At 55.4% G+C, this 19,779-nt stretch carries 17 protein-coding genes; 10 read left to right on the top strand and 7 right to left on the bottom strand.

Annotation, left to right across the window (positions count from 1 at the left end; translation table 11 throughout):
• Positions 1 to 231: 231 nt before the first annotated feature.
• Complete coding sequence (gene prpF / locus H1S06_RS05715) at positions 232 to 1,410, top strand: 2-methylaconitate cis-trans isomerase PrpF (RefSeq protein WP_181738123.1); 1,179 nt, start codon at positions 232 to 234, stop codon at positions 1,408 to 1,410.
• A 112-nt stretch (positions 1,411 to 1,522) separates the two neighbouring features.
• Here prpF and H1S06_RS05710 read toward each other — a convergent pair whose 3' ends face one another.
• Positions 1,523 to 2,590, bottom strand: a complete 1,068-nt coding sequence (locus H1S06_RS05710; protein ID WP_181738121.1) for a 3-deoxy-7-phosphoheptulonate synthase — start codon at positions 2,588 to 2,590, stop codon at positions 1,523 to 1,525.
• Positions 2,591 to 2,824: 234 nt separating this feature from the next.
• Here H1S06_RS05710 and dsbD point away from each other — a divergent pair, with 234 nt between their 5' ends.
• Positions 2,825 to 4,720, top strand: a complete 1,896-nt coding sequence (gene dsbD / locus H1S06_RS05705) for a protein-disulfide reductase DsbD (RefSeq protein WP_181738119.1) — start codon at positions 2,825 to 2,827, stop codon at positions 4,718 to 4,720.
• Positions 4,721 to 4,786: 66 nt separating this feature from the next.
• Here the strand turns inward: dsbD and H1S06_RS05700 are convergent, their stop codons facing one another.
• Complete coding sequence (locus H1S06_RS05700) at positions 4,787 to 6,736, bottom strand: acetoacetate--CoA ligase (RefSeq protein WP_181738117.1); 1,950 nt, start codon at positions 6,734 to 6,736, stop codon at positions 4,787 to 4,789.
• A gap of 131 nt (positions 6,737 to 6,867) precedes the next feature.
• Entirely contained in the window at positions 6,868 to 7,413 is a 546-nt protein-coding gene (locus H1S06_RS05695; RefSeq protein ID WP_181738116.1) for an isochorismatase family protein, read from the bottom strand.
• Positions 7,414 to 7,766: 353 nt separating this feature from the next.
• On the opposite strand from H1S06_RS05695, the gene paaY reads away from it, so the two are divergent.
• Positions 7,767 to 8,378: a phenylacetic acid degradation protein PaaY gene (paaY, locus tag H1S06_RS05690; RefSeq protein ID WP_181738114.1), complete on the top strand. Its 612-nt coding sequence runs from the start codon at positions 7,767 to 7,769 to the stop codon at positions 8,376 to 8,378.
• A 52-nt stretch (positions 8,379 to 8,430) separates the two neighbouring features.
• On the opposite strand, the gene H1S06_RS05685 is transcribed toward paaY, so the two are convergent.
• The 3 genes from H1S06_RS05685 to efpL all read right to left on the bottom strand — a co-directional run bounded on the left by H1S06_RS05685 (position 8,431) and on the right by efpL (position 10,767).
• The gene (locus H1S06_RS05685; protein ID WP_181738113.1) at positions 8,431 to 8,991 is read right to left on the bottom strand and encodes a DUF2889 domain-containing protein; all 561 of its coding nucleotides are present in this window, start codon (positions 8,989 to 8,991) and stop codon (positions 8,431 to 8,433) included.
• Positions 8,992 to 9,018: 27 nt separating this feature from the next.
• On the bottom strand, positions 9,019 to 9,939 hold the full coding sequence (gene paaX / locus H1S06_RS05680; protein WP_181738111.1) for a phenylacetic acid degradation operon negative regulatory protein PaaX: 921 nt from the start codon (positions 9,937 to 9,939) through the stop codon (positions 9,019 to 9,021).
• Positions 9,940 to 10,200: 261 nt separating this feature from the next.
• On the bottom strand, positions 10,201 to 10,767 hold the full coding sequence (efpL, locus tag H1S06_RS05675; protein ID WP_181738109.1) for an elongation factor P-like protein EfpL: 567 nt from the start codon (positions 10,765 to 10,767) through the stop codon (positions 10,201 to 10,203).
• A gap of 141 nt (positions 10,768 to 10,908) precedes the next feature.
• On the opposite strand from efpL, the gene H1S06_RS05670 reads away from it, so the two are divergent.
• Entirely contained in the window at positions 10,909 to 11,271 is a 363-nt protein-coding gene (locus tag H1S06_RS05670; RefSeq protein ID WP_181738107.1) for a DOPA 4,5-dioxygenase family protein, read from the top strand.
• On the opposite strand, the gene ppsR is transcribed toward H1S06_RS05670, so the two are convergent.
• Positions 11,272 to 12,090, bottom strand: coding sequence for a posphoenolpyruvate synthetase regulatory kinase/phosphorylase PpsR (gene ppsR, locus H1S06_RS05665; RefSeq protein WP_181738105.1), 819 nt, complete (start codon positions 12,088 to 12,090; stop codon positions 11,272 to 11,274).
• 243 nt (positions 12,091 to 12,333) lie between these two features.
• On the opposite strand from ppsR, the gene ppsA reads away from it, so the two are divergent.
• The 6 genes from ppsA to H1S06_RS05635 all read left to right on the top strand — a co-directional run bounded on the left by ppsA (position 12,334) and on the right by H1S06_RS05635 (position 19,764).
• Positions 12,334 to 14,667 carry a phosphoenolpyruvate synthase gene (gene ppsA / locus H1S06_RS05660; protein WP_407658772.1) on the top strand — a complete coding sequence of 778 codons (2,334 nt, stop codon included), beginning with the start codon at positions 12,334 to 12,336 and terminating at the stop codon, positions 14,665 to 14,667.
• Between the two features lie 167 nt (positions 14,668 to 14,834).
• Entirely contained in the window at positions 14,835 to 16,175 is a 1,341-nt protein-coding gene (locus tag H1S06_RS05655; RefSeq protein WP_181738101.1) for a tyrosine-type recombinase/integrase, read from the top strand.
• 129 nt (positions 16,176 to 16,304) lie between these two features.
• Complete coding sequence (locus H1S06_RS05650) at positions 16,305 to 16,682, top strand: hypothetical protein (protein ID WP_181738099.1); 378 nt, start codon at positions 16,305 to 16,307, stop codon at positions 16,680 to 16,682.
• Positions 16,679 to 16,879, top strand: coding sequence for a helix-turn-helix transcriptional regulator (locus H1S06_RS05645; protein ID WP_181738097.1), 201 nt, complete (start codon positions 16,679 to 16,681; stop codon positions 16,877 to 16,879). Before H1S06_RS05650 ends, H1S06_RS05645 begins: the two co-directional genes overlap by 4 nt.
• A 111-nt stretch (positions 16,880 to 16,990) precedes the next feature.
• Positions 16,991 to 17,284, top strand: coding sequence for a hypothetical protein (locus tag H1S06_RS05640; protein ID WP_181738095.1), 294 nt, complete (start codon positions 16,991 to 16,993; stop codon positions 17,282 to 17,284).
• Positions 17,281 to 19,764 carry a hypothetical protein gene (locus H1S06_RS05635; RefSeq protein ID WP_181738094.1) on the top strand — a complete coding sequence of 828 codons (2,484 nt, stop codon included), beginning with the start codon at positions 17,281 to 17,283 and terminating at the stop codon, positions 19,762 to 19,764. The genes H1S06_RS05640 and H1S06_RS05635 overlap by 4 nt, the downstream gene beginning before the upstream one ends.
• The last annotated feature ends 15 nt before the right edge of the window (positions 19,765 to 19,779 follow it).

Here is a 19,779-nt window from a genome sequence, read left to right as displayed (position 1 = left end):
GAACTCCTGAAAACTGCCCGGGCCATCGATGATGGTTCGGGTATTTCCCGGAGCAGAAACTACTTCCGTGCCGGGATGTAACTGCATCGGACACGCCGTAAACCCATCCATGGGGGCTCGCTGTCGCCGTCCATGGCGACAGACGGTCCGCTGTAGCCACACCCCGCCACTTCCTCATATTTCTCAGCGGCGTTTCTGCGTCCGGCAACCGACTTATTTTGGAGCATTTACATGTCCAGTGTTCCCCAGATCAAAGTACCGGCCACTTATATCCGTGGTGGTACCAGCAAGGGTGTTTTCTTCCGTCGTCAGGACCTGCCTGAAGCCTGCCAGGAGCCCGGCGAAGCCCGTGACAAGCTGTTGATGCGGGTGATCGGCAGCCCCGATCCCTACGGTCAGCAGATCGACGGCATGGGTGGTGCCACATCCTCAACCTCCAAGACCGTTATCCTGGATAAAAGCACCCAGCCCGACCATGACGTTGACTACCTGTTCGGTCAGGTGGCGATTAACAAGGCGTTTGTCGACTGGTCCGGCAACTGCGGCAACCTGACCGCCGCTGTCGGTGCCTTCGCCATCAGCGGTGGCCTGGTTGATGCGGATCGGATTCCGGAAAACGGCATCTGCACTGTGCGTATTTGGCAGAAGAACATCCAGAAAACCATCATCGCCCATGTGCCGATCACCAATGGTGAGGTGCAGGAAACCGGTGATTTCGAGCTGGATGGCGTGACGTTCCCGGCCGCCGAAGTGGTGATCGAGTTCATGGACCCGGCCGATGGCGAAGGTTCCATGTTCCCGACCGGCAATCTGGTCGATGACCTGGAAGTGCCGGGTGTGGGTACCTTCAAGGCGACCATGATCAACGCTGGCATCCCGACCATCTTCGTTAATGCAGCCGATATCGGGTATACCGGTACCGAACTGCAGAAAGACATCAACGGCAATGCCGAAGCGCTGGCGCGGTTCGAAACCATGCGTGCCTATGGTGCGGTGAAAATGGGCCTGATCAAGGAGATCGAAGAAGCTGCAGCGCGTCAGCACACTCCCAAAATCGCGTTCGTCGCTCCGGCTACTTCCTATGAAGCCTCCAGTGGCAAGCAGATTGGTGCAAATGACATTGATGTCTGCGTACGTGCGCTGTCCATGGGCAAGCTGCACCATGCGATGATGGGTACCGCGTCTGTCGCCATCGCAACCGCTGCGGCGGTACCGGGTACGCTGGTCAATCTGGCTGCCGGTGGCGGTGCTCGCGATGCGGTTACCTTTGGCCACCCCTCTGGCACACTGCGTGTCGGTGCGGCAGCGGAAGAGGTTAAGGGTGAATGGACGGCCAAAAAAGCGGTAATGAGCCGTAGTGCCCGAGTATTAATGGAAGGGTATGTACGTGTCCCGGGCGATACCTTCTGATTGGTGAGGTAATGGCTCGGTGCTGATTGTGAAAACGCCCGGTGAGTGATCATCGGGCGTTTTTGTATCGCGACGCGGTCGAGGCGGAAGGCGGTTGAAACCTCCCGTGAACTTAGCGCTGGCTGATTGTGTCCTTAAGTTTTACATGCATGGCGCGCATGCTTTCTTCGGTTGCGCTCCAGTCAATGCAGGCATCCGTTACGGATACGCCGTGCTTGAGCTGGCTCAGGTCGTCCGGTATGGATTGGCAGCCCCACTCGAGATTGCTCTCAATCATCAGTCCAACGATGGATTTGTTGCCTTCTTGAATCTGGTTGGCTACGTTTTCAGCTACCAGAGGCTGGAGGGCTGGGTCCTTGTTGGAGTTGGCGTGGCTGCAGTCGACCATGATGTTGGCGGGCTGTCCGGCTTTCTCCAGTGCCTGTTCGCACAGTTTGACACTGACGGAGTCGTAGTTGGGTTTGCCGTTGCCGCCGCGCAATACAACGTGGCCATAGCGGTTGCCGCGTGTGCGCACAATGGATACCTGGCCGTCTCCGTTCATGCCCAGAAAATTGTGCGGGTGGAGTACGGACTTCATTGCATTGACGGCCACATCCAGACCACCGTCAGTACCGTTTTTGAAGCCTACGGCGCACGACAGGCCGGATGACATTTCACGGTGTGTCTGCGATTCGGTCGTGCGAGCGCCGATTGCGGACCAGCTGATCAAGTCCTGCAAGTACTGTGGCGTGTTCGGGTCTAGCGCTTCGGTCGCCAGGGGCAAGCCCATTTCTGATAGATCGATCAGCAGCTTGCGTGCAATATGCAGTCCTTCTTCGATATCGAAGGAATCGTTCATGTGCGGGTCGTTGATCAGACCCTTCCAGCCCACGGTGGTACGGGGCTTTTCAAAATAGACGCGCATGACCAGATACAGGGTGTCCTTGACTTCCTCGGCCAGTGCTTTCAGCTTGCGGCCATATTCCAGAGCAGCTTCAGGATCATGGATGGAGCAGGGGCCTACAACAACAAACAGGCGCTTGTCCTTGCGGTCGAGGATGTCCTTGATGACCCGGCGGCCTTCTATAACAGTAGCGGCGGCCGCATCGGTAATGGGCAGCTTGGTCTTGAGGGCTTCCGGGGTGATCAATGGGACATTGGAGTCAATATTAAGGTCTTCTACACGTGTATCGGTCATCTTATCGTCCTGGCAGCGGCTTGAGTGCTGGTCGCCGGCTTTATTGGCTGGCCGGTCTCCTTCTGTTTTACCACATTGGTGCGGCGGTTATAAGTATCTGAAGGTGTGAGATTGTGCGTTGTGTACCCCCTTGCATTGATGTGGGTGGTAAACTGGAACAGGATCAGGTCTGGTCGTTTTCGAGAACATTCCGCGCCGTTGGTGGTCAGACCTGAATGATGTGATTGAATAAGGATGACCGCTTTGTTGACTCGCGTGTTTTTGCAGCCATTGGTGCTGTTGTTGCTGACGCTTTCTGCCACGCTCACGGCCTATGCCAGCCCCTTTGGCGGTGGAGCCAGCAGCAGCCAGCCTCTGGAGGTGGATGAGGCTTTCCGGTTGCGTGTTGAAGCCCCGGATGCGGGTGTAACCCGACTGGTTTGGGATGTGGAGCCCGGTTACTACCTGTATCAGGAGCGAATTTCACTTGAGCTGCCAGAAGGGGTTGAGCTGGTCGAACGGCGCGATGCCAGCGGTGATATGAAGGACGACCCCCTGTTTGGTCGGGTTGAGGTGTATCATGACATTGCTGAAGTGGCATTATTGCTGGGGCATGCGCCGGGCTTTGATGATCAGGTCGAGCTGTCCGTCAGTTATCAGGGATGCTGGGAAGGCGGGATTTGTTATCCGCCCGTTACCAAGGTGGTGAGCGTCAGCAACTTGCCTGCGGCTGCCGGTCTTGTATGGCCTGACTCAGCGTGGAGCGAGGAGTCGGCAGCATCTGCTGAAAAAACGGCAGAAGCGGCGATTACCCCGAATGAGAAGGCTGGCAGCATTGGCATGAGTGAGCAGGACCGTTTTGCGGGACTGTTGGCCGGCGGTAATTGGCTGTTAATGCTGGGAGCCTTTTTTTTGGCCGGTCTGGCGCTGTCGTTGACGCCTTGTGTGTTGCCGATGATACCGATTCTGTCCAGTATCATCGCAGGCCAGGGAACGCATATCAGCACGGCACGGGCGTTCTTGCTCTCGCTGGTGTATGTGTTGGCAGTGGCGTTGACCTATACCCTTGCCGGGGTTGCGGCGGGCCTTTTTGGCGCCAACCTGCAGGCTGCTTTCCAGAACCCCTGGATTATTGGCAGTTTCAGCGCGGTTTTCGTGTTGCTGGCCTTTTCCATGTTCGGCTTTTATGATCTGCAACTGCCGTCTGCACTGCAGAGTCGCTTGAGCAGTGCCAGCCACCGTCAGCAGGGCGGGACTTTGACCGGTGTCGCCATCATGGGACTGCTGTCTGCATTGATCGTAGGGCCGTGTATGGCAGCACCGCTGGCGGGCGCCCTGATCTATATTGGTCAAAGTGGTGATCCGGTACTGGGTGGTGCGGCGCTATTCAGTCTCTCCATCGGCATGGGGGTGCCTCTGTTGCTGGTTGGTGCGTCGGCTGGCAAGCTGCTGCCGCGAGCGGGGGCCTGGATGGAAGGTGTCAAGGCGGGCTTCGGTGTCCTGCTGTTATTGATGGCCACCTGGATGCTGGATCGCATTCTGCCAACGACCATTACCATGCTGATGGTCAGCGTGATTCTGTTGATCAGTGCCGTTTATCTTGGTGCGTTGGACCGGCTGCACGACAAGGCTCGGGGCTGGCATCGTTTCTGGAAGGGTATCGGTGTCATTCTGCTGGTGTATGGTGCGGCGTTGATGGTCGGCGTATTGTCTGGCAGCAAGAGTCTGCTGTATCCGCTGCAAGGGGTTGCGGGAGTCGGTGCTGCGAGCAATCAGGCTACCCCCGGCTTGGCGTTTGAAACCGTCAGTCGAGAAGCTGAGCTGGATCGTTTGCTGGAGCAGGCACGGGAAAAAGGGCAGCCGGTCATGCTGGATTTTTACGCCGACTGGTGTATCTCCTGTATAGAGCTGGACTACGTAACCTTCAGTGATAGCGGTGTCCAGCAGTCACTGGCACCCTTCAAATTGATCAAGCTGGACGTGACCGCTAATGACGAGGAGGCAAAAGCGCTATACCGTCGTTTTTCCATTATTGGTCCTCCGGCATTGATTTTCTATGATGCCAGTGGGCAGGTGCGACCTGAGCTGACCCTGATCGGTGTCATCGACCCTGAAGATTTTATTGCTCAAACGGAACACGTGCAGCGGTAATAACCGATGATCGTTGAATGACGCTGATGTGTATTGATGACCCCGCCGTGAGCGGGGTCATTATTGTCAGGCTTTCAGTTCAGGCAAGTCCCGGAAAAGTTCCAGAGCTTCGGGGTTGGCCAGAGCATCCTTGTTGGTCACGGCTTCTCCCATGACGACCTTGCGCACGGCCAGCTCGACAATTTTTCCGCTGATGGTGCGGGGGATATCGCTGACTTGAACCACGCAAGCCGGCACATGGCGAGGTGTAGTGTCGGCACGGATGGTATCCTTGATGGTTTTGATGAGTGCTTCGGTCAGTTCAACTCCATCCTGTAGGCGAACGAAAAGTACGACGCGTACATCGTTGTCCCAGGGCTGGCCAATGCAGAGGCTTTCCAGTACGTCCTCAATCTTTTCGACTTGGCGGTAAATCTCGGCCGTTCCGATGCGCACGCCTCCAGGGTTGAGTACGGCATCCGAGCGACCATGAATGATCAAGCCGTCGTGTTCGGTAATCTCACCATAATCGCCATGGGCCCAGATGTTCTCGAATTGGGAGAAGTAGGCATCATGGTACTTCTGTCCGTCGGGGTCGTTCCAGAAGCCGATGGGCATTGAAGGGAAGGGGTGCGTACAGACCAGTTCGCCCTTCTCGCCACGTACTGGCTGGCCTTCGTCGTTGACGATTTCAACGGCCATGCCGAGTCCGCGACATTGCAGTTCGCCAGGATAGACGGGGCGAATGGGGCAGCCCAGTGCAAAGCAGGACACAATATCGGTGCCTCCGGATATGGAGGACAGCTGCAGGTCCTGCTTGATATCCCGGTAGACGTATTCGAAGCTCTCGTGCGCCAGCGGCGAACCAGTGGAAAGAACGGTCTTCAGAGAGCTGAGATCATGACTCTCACGGGGTTTGATATTGGCTTTTTCCAGGGCGGCGATGTATTTGGCGCTGGTGCCGAAAATGCTGATTTTCTCCTGTTCGGCAATATCCCAGAGTACTTCGGGAGACGGGGCAAACGGGGAGCCGTCAAACAGAATCAGCGTGCACCCGGTTGCCAGTCCGCTGACCAGCCAGTTCCACATCATCCAGCCGCAGGTCGTGTAGTAGAACAGGCGATCCTCACGGTTTACGTCGGTATGCAGCATGTGCTCTTTCAGATGCTGGAGCAGGGTACCACCGGCACTGTGTACGATGCACTTGGGGACTCCGGTGGTGCCTGATGAGTACATGACATACAGAGGGTGGTCGAAGGGCAGCTGTTCGAAAACAATTTCTTCGGCTTCGGTGTCGATAAAGTCGTCCCAGAGAATGGCGCGATCCAGCTGGCTGATATCGGGTGTTGTCTCAATGAAGGGAGCGACGATAATGGTCTCGACCGAGTGCAGCTCGTGTGCAATTCCCTGAACGCGCTCCAGGCTGCTCAGTGTTTTGCCGTTGTAACGATAGCCGTCGGTGGTCAGTAACACCTTGGGTGCGACCTGCCCGAAACGGTCCAGCACCCCATTGATACCGAAATCGGGCGAGCAGGAACTCCAGATAGCGCCGATAGAAGTAGTGGCGAGCATGCCTATAAGGGTTGCAGGGATATTGGGCATAAAGCCTGCAACACGGTCGCCGGGGACAATCCCTTGTTTGCGCAGGGCCGACGCCAACTGGGCAACCTGATGGTAGAGCTCGGCGTGGCTCAGTTCGATGCGCGTATCATCTTCGCCACGGAAGATGATGGCGGGATGGTTGTCGCGATGTTGCAGCAGGTTTTCGGCAAAATTCAGCCGAGCCTGCGGGAACCAGCGCGCGCCGGGCATGCGTTCAGGATGTTCCAGAACCGAGGTGCCGTGCTCTGATGCGATAACGTCGGCATATTCCCAAAGCGCACCCCAGAAGGCACTACTGTTGTCGATGCTCCATTGGTACAGGCTTGTGTACGAGTCCAGAAACAGACTGTGGGTTTGATTCAGCTGCTGCATGAATTGGTAGATGCGAGTATGTTCGCAACGGACCTGACTGGGTGTCCAGAGTGGCGCTGTCATCGACCTCTCCTGATTTAATTTTTATGGGTGAGATATCGTATGTTGGTATATCAATGAAAGTTTACGTTTACGTAAACTTTCATTGATCTGTCTGGCAGAGTCAAGGGAATAAGGGAAAATACTGAATGGGGTTAGCGCAGGTAGGCTTTGCTGATCTCCCTGAAGCGGTCGGTGCCGGCCCTGCGTAGCCATTCAAAGGCGACCATCTCGCGGCTGACTATGTAAATGCCACATTGGCGGAAGCGTGCCAGCGCCGTTGCCTTGTCATCGGGGGAGCGGGAGGAAACGCAGTCTTCAACGATAAAAACCGTTTTGCCCTGCTGTTTCAATTCCAGAGCCGTCTGTAACACGCAGACATGAGACTCCATGCCGATGAGGATGATCTGAGAGTATTGCCCCGCATTGATCAGGCGATCGGGTTCGGCATCGGACATGGCTGAGAAATGAATCTTTTCGACAATATGTTCAGGACGAATGCGGTCACGAATGCTTGACAGCGTACTGCCCAGTCCTTGCGGATACTGTTCGGTCGCCAGTACCGGTACCTCTAGTCGATTTGCAATATCAATCAGCCATTCACAGTGGGCCACACACTGCTCGACCTGGTGGATGACGGGGGTCATGCGTTCCTGAATGTCGATGACCAGCAGGCAGGATGTCTCTGGATGGATCAGCATAGTCTTTCCTCCTGTTATGCGTGGTCTCCAGCATAGCCCGAACCTGTGCATCAGGGAACCGTGTCGGCGGAGGACGCAAAAAGAGAAAAACGCGGACCGACGAGAGCCGGTCCGCCAAGGGCAAAGTAACATTGCTTGCTTCGGATGATGGATGTCCGAAGGGAAGATGAGAGCGTTGCCCGGTCGTGCTGGAGCAACATTTTGGCATCTTAGCACAAAGAAAAAAGAGATACATTTTTATTAAAAAAAATATATATCATGTATCACAATATAAAAATATAAGGTTGGAGTCTCGTTCGGTTGCATGTTAGAACTGACTCAAATAACGATAAGTCTGTAGCCAAGGAGACAGCATGAAAGTCTATTCCATTGATGGTATTACCCCGGTCATAGATCCGACCGCCTATGTTCACCCCAGCGCGGTGCTGATTGGTGACGTCATTATAGGACCACGCTGTTATGTTGGTCCGGCGGCCTGTTTGCGAGGGGATTTCGGTCGTTTGGTGCTGAAGGAAGGGGCAAATATCCAGGACACCTGTGTCATGCACGGTTTTCCCGGTACAGATACGGTAGTGGAAGAGGATGGGCATATCGGACATGGTGCTGTCTTGCATGGTTGTGTGATCAAGCGGAACGCGCTGGTGGGTATGAATGCCGTGATCATGGATGGTGCTGTCGTGGGTGAGTCTGCGATTGTGGCGGCTATGGCGTTCGTCAAGGCTCGGTTCGAGGTACCCGAGCGTACTCTGGTCGCGGGCTCTCCTGCGCGTATCATTCGTGAACTGGGAGAGCAGGAAGTTGCCTGGAAATCGGCGGGTACGCGTCAGTATCAGGATCTGGCGATACGCAGTTTGAACACCATGCAGGAAGTGGAGGCCCTGACCGAAGTGGAATCAGATCGCAAGCGGCTCAGCTTTGATGACGAGGTGATCCCGCTGTATCAGGTCAAGCAGAAGGGCGATTGATAGCAGGAACGGCGGGAGGTTGGCTCTCGCCGTCGTGTATCGGTTACCGGGGCTAGTCATTGCCTTCGTAAAACTGGGGCCAGTACTGCTGCACCACCGGGCCGCGTGTGTCGAAGGTGTGGCAGGTGTTCAGCATGGGGGGGCGTCCGCCACCTTGTGTGCCGAAATCTTCGCGCTGTTCTCGCTCGTGGTGGGTGGTTTGATAGGCGGTCGTTGCCAGTACCCCCAGCATTTCCAGCAAGTGGGTGCAGCCTTGAGTACCACCCAGCAGGTCGCGGGTCAGGCGTGTGAAGCCCGGGGCAATACGGTGTCCGATTAATTTGCGGAAATTGTCGGCAATGCCGGGGCAGTGGCGAAAGGGGGTGTAGTCCATACATGCCTGAACATCCAGAATATTCAGGTCGTAATCGATGGTCATCCGTAATGACATCTTGTGCAGGGGTTCGCCTGCCGGTATCACTCCGTTGTTGCGCTCGGCAACTTGCAGATCAAAACTCTTGATATCGATGAGTTCGCCTTCAATGTCCCAAAGGCCGTCCTTGCGTTTGTAACCCTGACAGGTCACATGGCGTGTATGCACCGGTTCGCGCTCGGCGGGGGTGGGCAGGGGCATGATGATTACCTCGAGTGTGGGTACGGATTAGAGGTCGCCGAAACGCTTGTAAAAGCGGGGAACCGGTTCGGGTAACGGGCCGTCGGCCGTCTCTTGAGTTTCGGATAGCCACTGATCGGCCTGAGCATAGATCAGGCGGTAAATATTGCGGCACAGCAGGCGTGCAGATGTGCCGGCCCAGTCTGCAGGCAGCAGCTTTTCAGGCAGCAACGGGTCGCGCAGCAGCAGGCGTCGATAATGATGGATCAGCAGGGTGCGAAGCTGGAAGCACTGTTCGGGTTCCAGGTCATCGACTGACTTGAGTGCTCGCAGAATAGGGCGAAAGCGGTCGAGAAACTGTTGATAATCTTCAGCCAGTTCGTGCAGGCTCCAGCATTCGTGTACCAGCTGCTTGAGGGCTTCCGAAGTCTGGGTGCCTACCATTTCTGCACGCATGTGAATGACTTCATTTTGTACGCACAGTTCTTGCAGGGTGTTGTTCAGCTCCTGAGGGTCTGCCATGGGGTGCGCCATGATACTGGGAGCAATGTTGCCGAAGCCTTGCCATTCCAGCTCTTTTTTCAATACCTTGCGCAACTCGCTATCCAGCTGGTTGGCCAATACCATGTCCCATTTGCCGTCCCATTCGGGATAGAGTTCCGCGTAGACACGGCGAAAGGCGCTTTCAAAGCGTCGTCGGCCGGAATCGGTCAGGCTATAGTAACTGCGTCGTCCGATCTGATTGGAAGTCAGCCACCCATCCTTGGTCAGGCGGAATATGGAGGTGCGGACCAGGCGCTGGTTCAGCCCCAGAGGCTCCAGCAGGTTGATCAGGCTACCCAGCCAGACTGTGCCGCCGCGGGGCGCAATGGCATCACCGAAAATGGTAATGATCAGAGAGCCGCCCCGAATGGGTCTTTGTTCCTGGAACTCCTGAACGAGCTCTTCGATACAACGTATTTTGGTCATGCCTCACATCTGTCTGGTCGATACTGGCTGCTGTCGAGGTGTAAGGGCAACGCCATACCCGCAGCGGGCAGTGAATTTTATGTTGCTCGGTGCGCTTCATCAAGGACCGGCGCCGGTAAGAGCCTTAAACGCTATTAAATGACACGTTTAAATTAATTTATATAGTTAGATAGTGTCATATTTTAACAGGTTGCTGCTGATGGTGGGCGAGGGGGCTGTTGCCCCGGCAGGTGGGGCCGTCGGTTTAACGGCCCGGGTGGGTCAGGCGCGAGACAGGAACTTGCCGGTTTCGGTGTTGATTTTGACTTTCTCGCCAGCCTCAAGGTATTCGGGAACCTGCAGCTCAAGGCCGGTCGCGAATTTGGCGAGCTTGGTGCGGCCTGTTGCGCTGGCAGCCTTCATGCCGGGGACTGTCTCGATGATTTCCATTACCACTGTTGCCGGCAGTTCGATCGTCAGGATATTGTCATCCACCAGTAGTGCCATGATGTCTTCCATGCCGTCCATCAGGTAGGGCAGTTCAGCTTCAATGGCGGTGCTGTTCAGCATGTATTGGGTATAGTCTTCGGTATCCATGAAGGTGTACAGGTCGCCTTCCTTGTACAGGTAGGATACCTTGCGTCGCTCCAGGGCCGCATCTTTCAGCATGTCGTCGCCGGTGAAGGTCTCTTCGTGTCGACCACCGCCGGGCAGTTTGCTGAATCGCATGCGGTACAGGGTCTTGGCGCCGCGTGCAGTCGGGCTGGAAATATCGATTTGCTGGACCAGCATGTACTGTCCATTGATTTCGACCAGATTGCCACGTTTAACATCGGCCGCTTTCGGCATGGTGGAACTCCAAAAATAGGTGTAAGGGAAACGCCTTCCATTTTATGAGAAAAGTGCTGTTCGTCACAGATAGGGGGCGCAGATTTGCACTGTAATGCGGCGGATGCGTACACTTCAGGTTTGGTTTTTGACGGAACGATGATGAACACGACTTCTGCCTATCCGGTAAATCGCCACAAGGTCTATCATGCGCATATCTACTTCGATGAACAGAGCGTTGATCGTGTTACGGCGCTCTGTGCCTTGGTCAGTCAGTCTTTCGGTCTAAATGTTGGCCGTATACACCAGAAGCCGGTGGGGCCTCATCCCCGCTGGAGTGTCCAAATCCTGTTTACACATCGTGATTTCGACGCCTTCATCCCCTGGCTGGATATACAGCGCGGTGATCTGGATGTGTTGGTACATGGCGTAACCGGCGATGATTACAAGGATCACACCGATTACGCCTATTGGTTGGGGCAGGCTGTCCCGCTGAATCTGTCGATGTTCGAGTCAGGACGCTGATCAGCTGATGCGGCGTTTCAGGCCGGACTCATTGATTATGCGGGTCGCGATCTCTTCAATGGAAAAATTGGTTGTGTTGATGCAATTGAGGTTTTCCTTCTGGAACAGGCGCTCCACCGTACGCACCTCGAAATCGCACTGATCCAGTGATGCATAGCGGCTGTTGGCTCGTCGTTCGTGCCGTATGGCCGCCAGCTGAAAAGGATCGATGGTTAGCCCATACAGTTTGTGTCGGTGCTCTTGCAGGCATTCCGGCAGGCGGCTGGCCTCCATGTCCTCCTCGGTCAAGGGGTAGTTGGCGGCCCGGATGCCGAATTGCAGTGCCATGTACAGGCAGGTGGGGGTTTTACCGCAGCGTGAGACGCCAACCAGAATGATGTCGGCCTTGTTGTATTGCCGTGTGCGGGCGCCGTCATCGTTGTCCAGCGCGAAGTTGACCGAGTCGATGCGGTCCTTGTAGCGCTCCATTTCGTTGATGGCGTGTGACTTGCCGACAGTGTAGGACGAATGCGTTTCCAGTTCCGATTCCAGGGGCTTGAGAAACGTGGAAAAGACGTCGATTTTGAAACCGTTGCAGGTTGCCAGCAAGTCGCGAATCTCATCATTGACGATGGTGTCCAGTACAATGGGTGGCTTGCCGTCTTCCTCTGCCTGCTGATTGATACGTTCAACAATGACCTTGGCTTTTTCGGGGGTGTCGACATAGGGCAGGGTGATCTTATCGAACTGTATTGCCTCGAATTGTGAAAGCAGACTATTGCCCAGTGTTTCGGCGGTAATGCCGGTGCCATCGGAAATAAAGAAGGCCGTTCTTTTCATGTTACATCCTGATTGTCGACAATGTTGCGCTATTAAGCCTTTTGCTAAAAGGCTACTCTAGCAGAAAATCGGGCCCGTGTTTTTGTAGTTAATTTACATTTCGCCGAAGCCAAGATTTTTTGTGATTTCTGCAGTATTATCCGGCTTTCGGTGAAAATAATAATAATGATCCTTACGTCAAACGGCTCAGACTCAGGAGAATTGGCTTTGCAGGATTATGTACTGCGCCTGGAACAGGCAGGCATGGGAGATGTCGACAAAGTCGGCGGCAAGAATGCATCTTTGGGTGAAATGATTCACCAGCTCAGTGACGCGGGTGTGCGTGTGCCGGGCGGTTTCGCGACTACCGCAGCGGCTTATCGCGACTTTCTGGCGCAAAGTGGTCTGGCCGACCGCATCAATCAGGCGCTGGATGCGCTGGATGCGGATGATACCCGGGCCCTGATCGAAACCGGTGGCAATATCCGCCAGTGGATCATGGAGGCTGAGTTTCAGCCTGAACTGGATCAGGCGATCAATGAGGCCTGGGCCGAAATGACAGGCGGTGATGAAATTGCTGTCGCCGTGCGTTCGTCCGCTACTGCAGAAGATCTGCCCGACGCATCTTTCGCCGGTCAGCAGGAAACCTTCCTGAATATTCGTGGCCTGGACAACGTCAAGCACGCCATCAAGGAAGTGTTTGCTTCCCTGTATAACGACCGTGCCATTTCCTACCGTGTACACAAGGGCTTTACCCATGCGGAAGTGGCGTTGTCGGCCGGTATTCAGCGCATGGTGCGTTCCGAAACAGGTTCTTCCGGTGTCATGTTCACCATGGACACCGAATCCGGCTTCAATCATGTGGTGTTCATTACCTCTGCCTATGGCCTCGGGGAAACCGTGGTTCAGGGTGCCGTGAATCCGGACGAATTTTACGTCTACAAGCCGACTCTGGCTCAGGGTGCACCTGCAATCCTGCGTCGTACCCTGGGCTCCAAGGCGCTCAAGATGGTCTACACCGATGACGGCAGCGCCGGTAAGGCCGTAGAGACTGTCGATGTGGCCAAGGCCGAGCGCAACCAGTTCTCCATCAACGATGCTGATGTAGAAGAGCTGGCGCGTATTGCCGTGATCATTGAAAAACACTACGGTCGCCCGATGGATATCGAGTGGGCCAAGGACGGTGACGACGGCAAGCTGTACGTCGTGCAGGCGCGTCCTGAAACCGTGCAGAGCCAGAACAAGGGCACGGTCATCGAACGTTACCTGCTGAAAGAGAAAGGCAAGGTGCTGGTTGAAGGCCGCTCCATCGGCCATCGTATCGGTTCGGGTCCTGTGCGTGTGGTCAGCGGCCTGGAGCAGATGCACGAAGTGCAGCCGGGTGATGTACTGGTCACCGACATGACCGACCCGGACTGGGAGCCGGTGATGAAGCGTGCTTCCGCCATCGTGACCAATCGTGGCGGTCGTACCTGCCATGCGGCGATCATCGCGCGCGAACTGGGTATCCCGGCCATTGTGGGCTGTGGCGACGCCACCGAAAAGCTGCAGGATGGTCAGGATGTGACCGTTTCCTGTGCTGAAGGTGATACCGGTCGCGCCTATGAAGGCAAGTTGGCGTTCGAGCATCAGAGTAACAGCGTCGAATCCATGCCGAGCCTGCCGTTCGATATCATGATGAACGTGGGCAACCCGGACCGTGCCTTTGATTTCCAGTCACTGCCCAATGCCGGTGTGGGCCTGGCACGCCTGGAATTCATCATCAACCGGATGATTGGCGTGCACCCCAAAGCATTGCTGAACTTTGATGATCAACCGCGTGATACCAAGCAGATCATTGAGCGTCGTATCGGCGGCTATGCATCCCCGGTCGACTTCTATGTCGATAAGCTGGTGGAAGGCATCTCCACCCTGGCCGCGGCTTTTTATCCGAAGAAGGTGATCGTACGCATGTCCGACTTCAAGTCGAACGAGTACGGCCATCTGATTGGCGGCGACCGCTACGAACCAAGCGAAGAAAACCCGATGCTGGGCTTCCGTGGTGCGGCGCGTTACATCTCCGACAACTTCCGTGATTGCTTCGAACTGGAATGCCGTGCGCTCAAGCGCGTGCGTGACGAAATGAAGCTGACCAACGTCGAGATCATGCTGCCGTTCGTGCGTACCCCGGGCGAGGCCAAGCAAGTGGTCGATCTGCTGGCCGAAAACGGTCTCAAGCGAGGCCAGAACGGTCTGCGCCTGATCATGATGTGCGAGATCCCGTCCAATGCCCTGCTGGCGGATCAGTTCCTGGAGTACTTCGATGGTTTCTCCATCGGCTCCAACGACCTGACCCAGCTGACTCTGGGTCTGGACCGCGACTCCGGCATCATCGCGCACCTGTTCGACGAACGTAACGAAGCAGTCAAGCGCTTGCTGGGCATGGCGATCGAAGCCTGTCGCAAACAGGGCAAGTACGTCGGCATCTGCGGTCAGGGCCCGTCCGATCATCCGGATCTGGCCCGCTGGCTGATGGAGCAGGGCATCAACAGCGTGTCCCTGAACCCGGACTCCGTACTGGATACCTGGTTCTTCCTGGCCAACGAAGAAAAATCGTAATCCCGCCCCATAGCTGAACCCCCTGAAAAACGGGGGTTTGGCCTTCAAAAACAAACAGTTACCCATTCTTATTGCCCGATGGCGTTATTTCAGGTTAGTGCTGTTTTTTGCTGATTCTTCCATTATGATGTTTGCAAAATGTTTGCAGAAAATGGAGAGCAAACAGCATGGCAAAGATCACTAGCATTGATAACAATGCAGCCAAAGCGCATATTCAGGACGCACCCGAGCGCAAGGAATTGCCCTGCGCTATGACCGCCGGGTTTCATCTGGTGAAGGTCGAGCGTTCAGGCAAAGACAGCAACGGCAACAAGATTAAAGTGCCTGCTGGCACTTGGCGGTTCAGGTACAGCAACGCCGCTGGCAAGGTGCGTATAGCCACAATTGGCCGCTATCCTGAAATGACCCACGTTCAAGCCGCTACCGTTGCTCGACAGTACCGGGCTGGCTTGCCTGAAGTTGATCCGCTGGAGCAGATCGACAAGCTCAAGGAAGAGGCAAAGCAGCGCGAACAGGAAAAGCAGCAACGGCAATTCGCAACCGTCCGTGGCTACCTAGACGGGCCATATATGCGCGACCTATCACGCCGCCGCAACGGTGGTACACCCACCAAAAAGATGATCGAGAGCGCGTTCCCTGAGTGGCTGGATCTGGAACTGGAGAGGCTAGACAAGGGGCGGGTAACAACTTGGCAGTTGCAGCTAGAAAAAGACGGCAAGCGGCACAGCAGTATTAAACGCTTCTATTCAGCCATTCAGGCGCTGTTGAATCATGCCGTGAAAGAGGAGGTTATCGCCTTCAATCCGTTGAAAGGTGTTCAGCTCAAGGAGCCAACCGCCGAAGAGAAAAAACGTATAGCCGCCGACAGGGATGCAGCCAAGCGCCGTATGTTAACCCCGGATGAGATCCGTTTGATCCGTGATGGATTAGAGCGGTTGCCGCACACGCTGGACGTTCGAGCCGATCCCGTGGAGTGGTTCAAGCCGCTGGTGATCCTCGCTTTGCATACTGGTTTGCGCCCCGGTGATCTGCGCTCGCTTGTATGGGGGGGTGAATTGAATATCCAGTTCAAGCGGCTGACCAAAGTCCCGAACAAAACATTAGATCATCCAGACCCGGCTAAGGTAACAATGCCGCTGCAGGGGGAGTGCCTGGAAATTATGCGCGATTGGTTCGATAAATGCGGCAAACCCGATGGCGGGCTAGTGTTCACAACGCCCCGTGGCGGCCAAGTCTCACAAGTGGTACTCAATCGAACATGGAACAAGCTGCGAACAATCACGGGTCTAGAGCCGGAGCTATACAGTACCCGGCACCATTTCATTTCAACGCTGGTGGCTAACAACGTGCCATTGTTCACCGTGGCGAAATTAGCCGGTCATAAGTCCACTAAGATGATCGAACGGCACTATGGCCACTTGGCACCGCATTCAGCAGCACACGCGCTGGAGGTATTGGGCCAGAGCCTGCAGGTAGCACCAAATAGCAGCGAAGAGGCCGCGCGATAGCAACCCCAAACCCGCCTAATTTTTTTGTGCATAATGGTTGAAACATGGTTTTTTTTGCCCTATAGTGTTGTTTGCTGAAATAACTACGTCTATTATTAAACCTCATCAATCAGGAATGAGGTTTTTTAGATGGGAATCAATGTAAACATTCGGCGCAAAGATGCGTATGTAATACGCGATGCCCTGACCGCGAAAGCAAGCAAGCTGAAGCGTACCGGCAGTGGCAAGGCACAGCGCCTGAAAGTAATATCCTTGCTCCACAAGCTGTCCGACATGCTTTCCGGCAAGCCGTCGCACGTTTCTAAGGCGCAATCGGTACAGCAGAACCAGTCCACCCGCTCCAAACGTAGCAGCGCCAGCCACGGGGGCAGCCACCGCGTTAACGGAAACAGCTCAGGCAGTAGTTCCGGCAGCAGCAGTGGAGATCCTGACCCAGAACCCGCGCGATCACGTTTAACCCGCCTATTGGCCACCCGCCTTGATGCTTTCAAGGAGGTGCTGGCATGAAGATCACACAGAAAACTGAACTGCTACGCACCAAAGCCGCTGCAGCCCTGTTGGGTGTATCGACTACGACCCTTTGGCGTTTGGAGCAATCAGACCCCACGTTCCCGCGAAAAATCGTTATCACGTCCCGTTGTGTTGGCTGGCGTGCTGAGTCTTTGCTGAATTGGCTGGAAGGCAAGGAGGCTGGACGGGTATGAACCAGAAAAGAAAAGGCTTTGACGCTGAGAACATCAAAGCCGATCATAAATCATTCACTGGTTACTATTTTACCACTGAGCACAATGGTTGCAATGGCAAGGGGGCGAATTATGACCGCTAATAATCGCCCATACCCGCAGCCACATGGCCACATGGTCGAGCTGTTGATCCTGGAGTATGTCCGTAATCGGCATGTCATGGATCCGGTCACACTGGTGGACCTTCACAAGCGCCTGAGCACCGCATTTTTCGAGGACGACGTGCGTGTCGTGATTGATCAGATGCTGACCGATGGCCGCCTGGCCGTCGAGTTTGATCCTGTAAATGTCCCCGATTATGGCAAGCATTGGACTTCGGATGGCCGCCCCGCCGTTCGCCTGAAGGTCGGGGAGGTGATTCGATGAATGCACCTCAAGCGATTAGCCCGGCTAATAATGTGCTGACCGTTCCGTTGTGTGCTGGCCGTGGCCAGTACCACACGGAAAAGCGGGAACAGCTCGACACTATCACCCTGCAGCAGATCCGGCAGATGATCGAAGCGGGGCGCGATGGCCTGCAGACCAGCGATAAACACGCCGGGCTTTGGTTCATCCCGTCCGATCAACTGACCCGCAGCCACGAACAGCACCGCAACCAGGGCCGCTATCATGCCCTATGGTTCGATGCTGACGAGCTGCAGGGCCGGACGATGACTGACAGCATTGAACATGCCGCTGGTCATATCCCTGGCGATTTCTGGGCATACGCCAGCCGCAGCGCGACTAAAGACAACCAAAAGCACCGCCTCATTATCCCGCTGTTGGAACCCGTGGACGGTTACACCTGGCAGATCATGCAGGCGATTCTTAACGATCTGATGCAGACCGGGGGCATACAGCCGGACATAGTGAATGAGCGATCTGGACAGCTCTGCTACCTTCCGAACCCCGGCGAGTGGTACAGCTTCCACGTTGAGGAAATGCTGGGCTTCCTGTCACCGCACCAATGGGCCGATCAGATTGCAGCGATCAGGGCCGCTGATGCTGCAGCCAAAGCCGAAGCAGACACCAAACGTGAAGAGAGCCGCCGAAAAGCCGCCGAGCTGGTCAAGGTTCAGGGCGTATTGCCTCGCACCGCCTACGCTGAACAGGTGAGGAGCGGGGATGCCTGGATCAGCTACGGCGCAAAACCACGAGGCAAGCGCCTGTTATCACCTTACAGCTCGAGTGGATCAGCCGCCATATCCATCATGGATAGCGGCAAGTGGGTTAGTCACCACGGCAGCGATCAGGCTGCAGGCATAGGAGCGCCGTTCCCTGGTGGTTCCGGCCAATGGGGTGACAGCTTCGACCTGTATTGCCACTTTGAACACGGGGGCGATGAAGCTGCAGCCGTGGAAGCCGTGGCCGTTATGCTCGACAAGGACGGCAACCAGGAGCGCCGGAAAGAGTGGGCGATTCAGCGAGAACAGGAACATGCCGCCCGGACGTTTGAGGATCTGCAGGACAGCACCGCCGAACCTGAGCAAGATACTAGCCCGGCTAGTGATCCGGGGATTGACCTGGATTACCCGCCGGGAATTGCCGGGGATATATGCCAGCTTATGCAGATGAAAGCACGGCGCGACCGCCCCGAGCTTTACAAGCTGGCCGCGCTTCATGTGCTGGCGCTGCTGAGCAATGGGCGCGAATCGGAATACACCAAAAAGCTGAACCTGCTAACGCTAGGTATTGCATCGAGCGCAGCCGGTAAGGAAAACCCGCAAGAAGTAGCAAAGGAGTTGCTGCACTCTGTTCATCTGAGCAGCAAGGTAACGTCCGAACCTGGCAGTTTTCGAGACATGATATACAACATGATCGAGACAGACGGGGCTAGTCTCTACATTGTGGACGAGGCGCATTCATTGTTAGGTGGCATACAGGACAAGAATGCAGCCAGCTATGAAAAGAAGATAAAGCCCGAAATCCTCAAGATGACGACCACGAACCGCTATACCTTCCGACCGATGGAAAAGCGGGGGCCGTTAAAGACTTTGAACGATGATCTGAAACAGGTAAATGCCAAGCTCGACAAACAGAACGAAGACGGGAGCGAAATCAGCGACGACCTTATAAGGCTGACCAGGACAAAGGAAAAGCTCGAGCGGCACATTGATTACATCGAGAACGGATGGCCGAACCCCTTCTGTTCAATCATGGGCCATTCAGTGCCGGAACACATGGACAAGCTGGCCGCTGATTCGACCGCCATTGCCGAAGGCTTGATGGGCCGAACCCTTGTTGTCCGATGCCCGGAAGGTGGCGAACTACTGAAAAGAGGGAAACGCGACCAGAACGCCGCAAAGCACCTGGAGGCTGAAATAGTGGAGCGCCTGAGCAGGATCAAGCGATCCCGTGAAATGGTTATCCCGTCACCTGATGCGGCTGAATACCTGGAGCAGTGCATTGATTTCTACGACGCCGAAGAACAGCGCAACTGCCAATATTTAGGAGCTATCTACCGCCGAGCGCCTGAACAACTCTATAAGGTGGCCAGCCTGTTGGCCGTTGAAACCGGAACGATCACCCTAAAGCACGCCAAATATGCCGGGGCGCTGGTGAAATCATCCATTGCAGACATACGCGAATTGATAATTCAGGCGATGGCGCAAGGCGATGCCGCTGCAGATGGGGCCGTTATTGAGAACGCCCGGCTGAAACTGCTCAAACAGTGCAAGGGGCAAGGACTAACCCCAAGCGCGACAGAAAAGACCGTCACCCGGTCGAGAGAGTGGCAGGCGATGCAGAACAAGGACGTGACCAGGGACAGGTTAGCCGAGCTGTTGGATCGTATGCAGGCCAGTGGTGAGCTGGAATTGATAGATAACGGCAGATCCAAGCGTTACCGCTCAAAATCCGCAATATGACGCAAGGGGCCGACA

This window comes from Marinobacterium marinum, from assembly GCF_013868415.1.
GTDB lineage: Bacteria > Pseudomonadota > Gammaproteobacteria > Pseudomonadales > Balneatricaceae > Marinobacterium > Marinobacterium marinum.
This window is presented reverse-complemented; position numbering and strand designations above follow the sequence as displayed.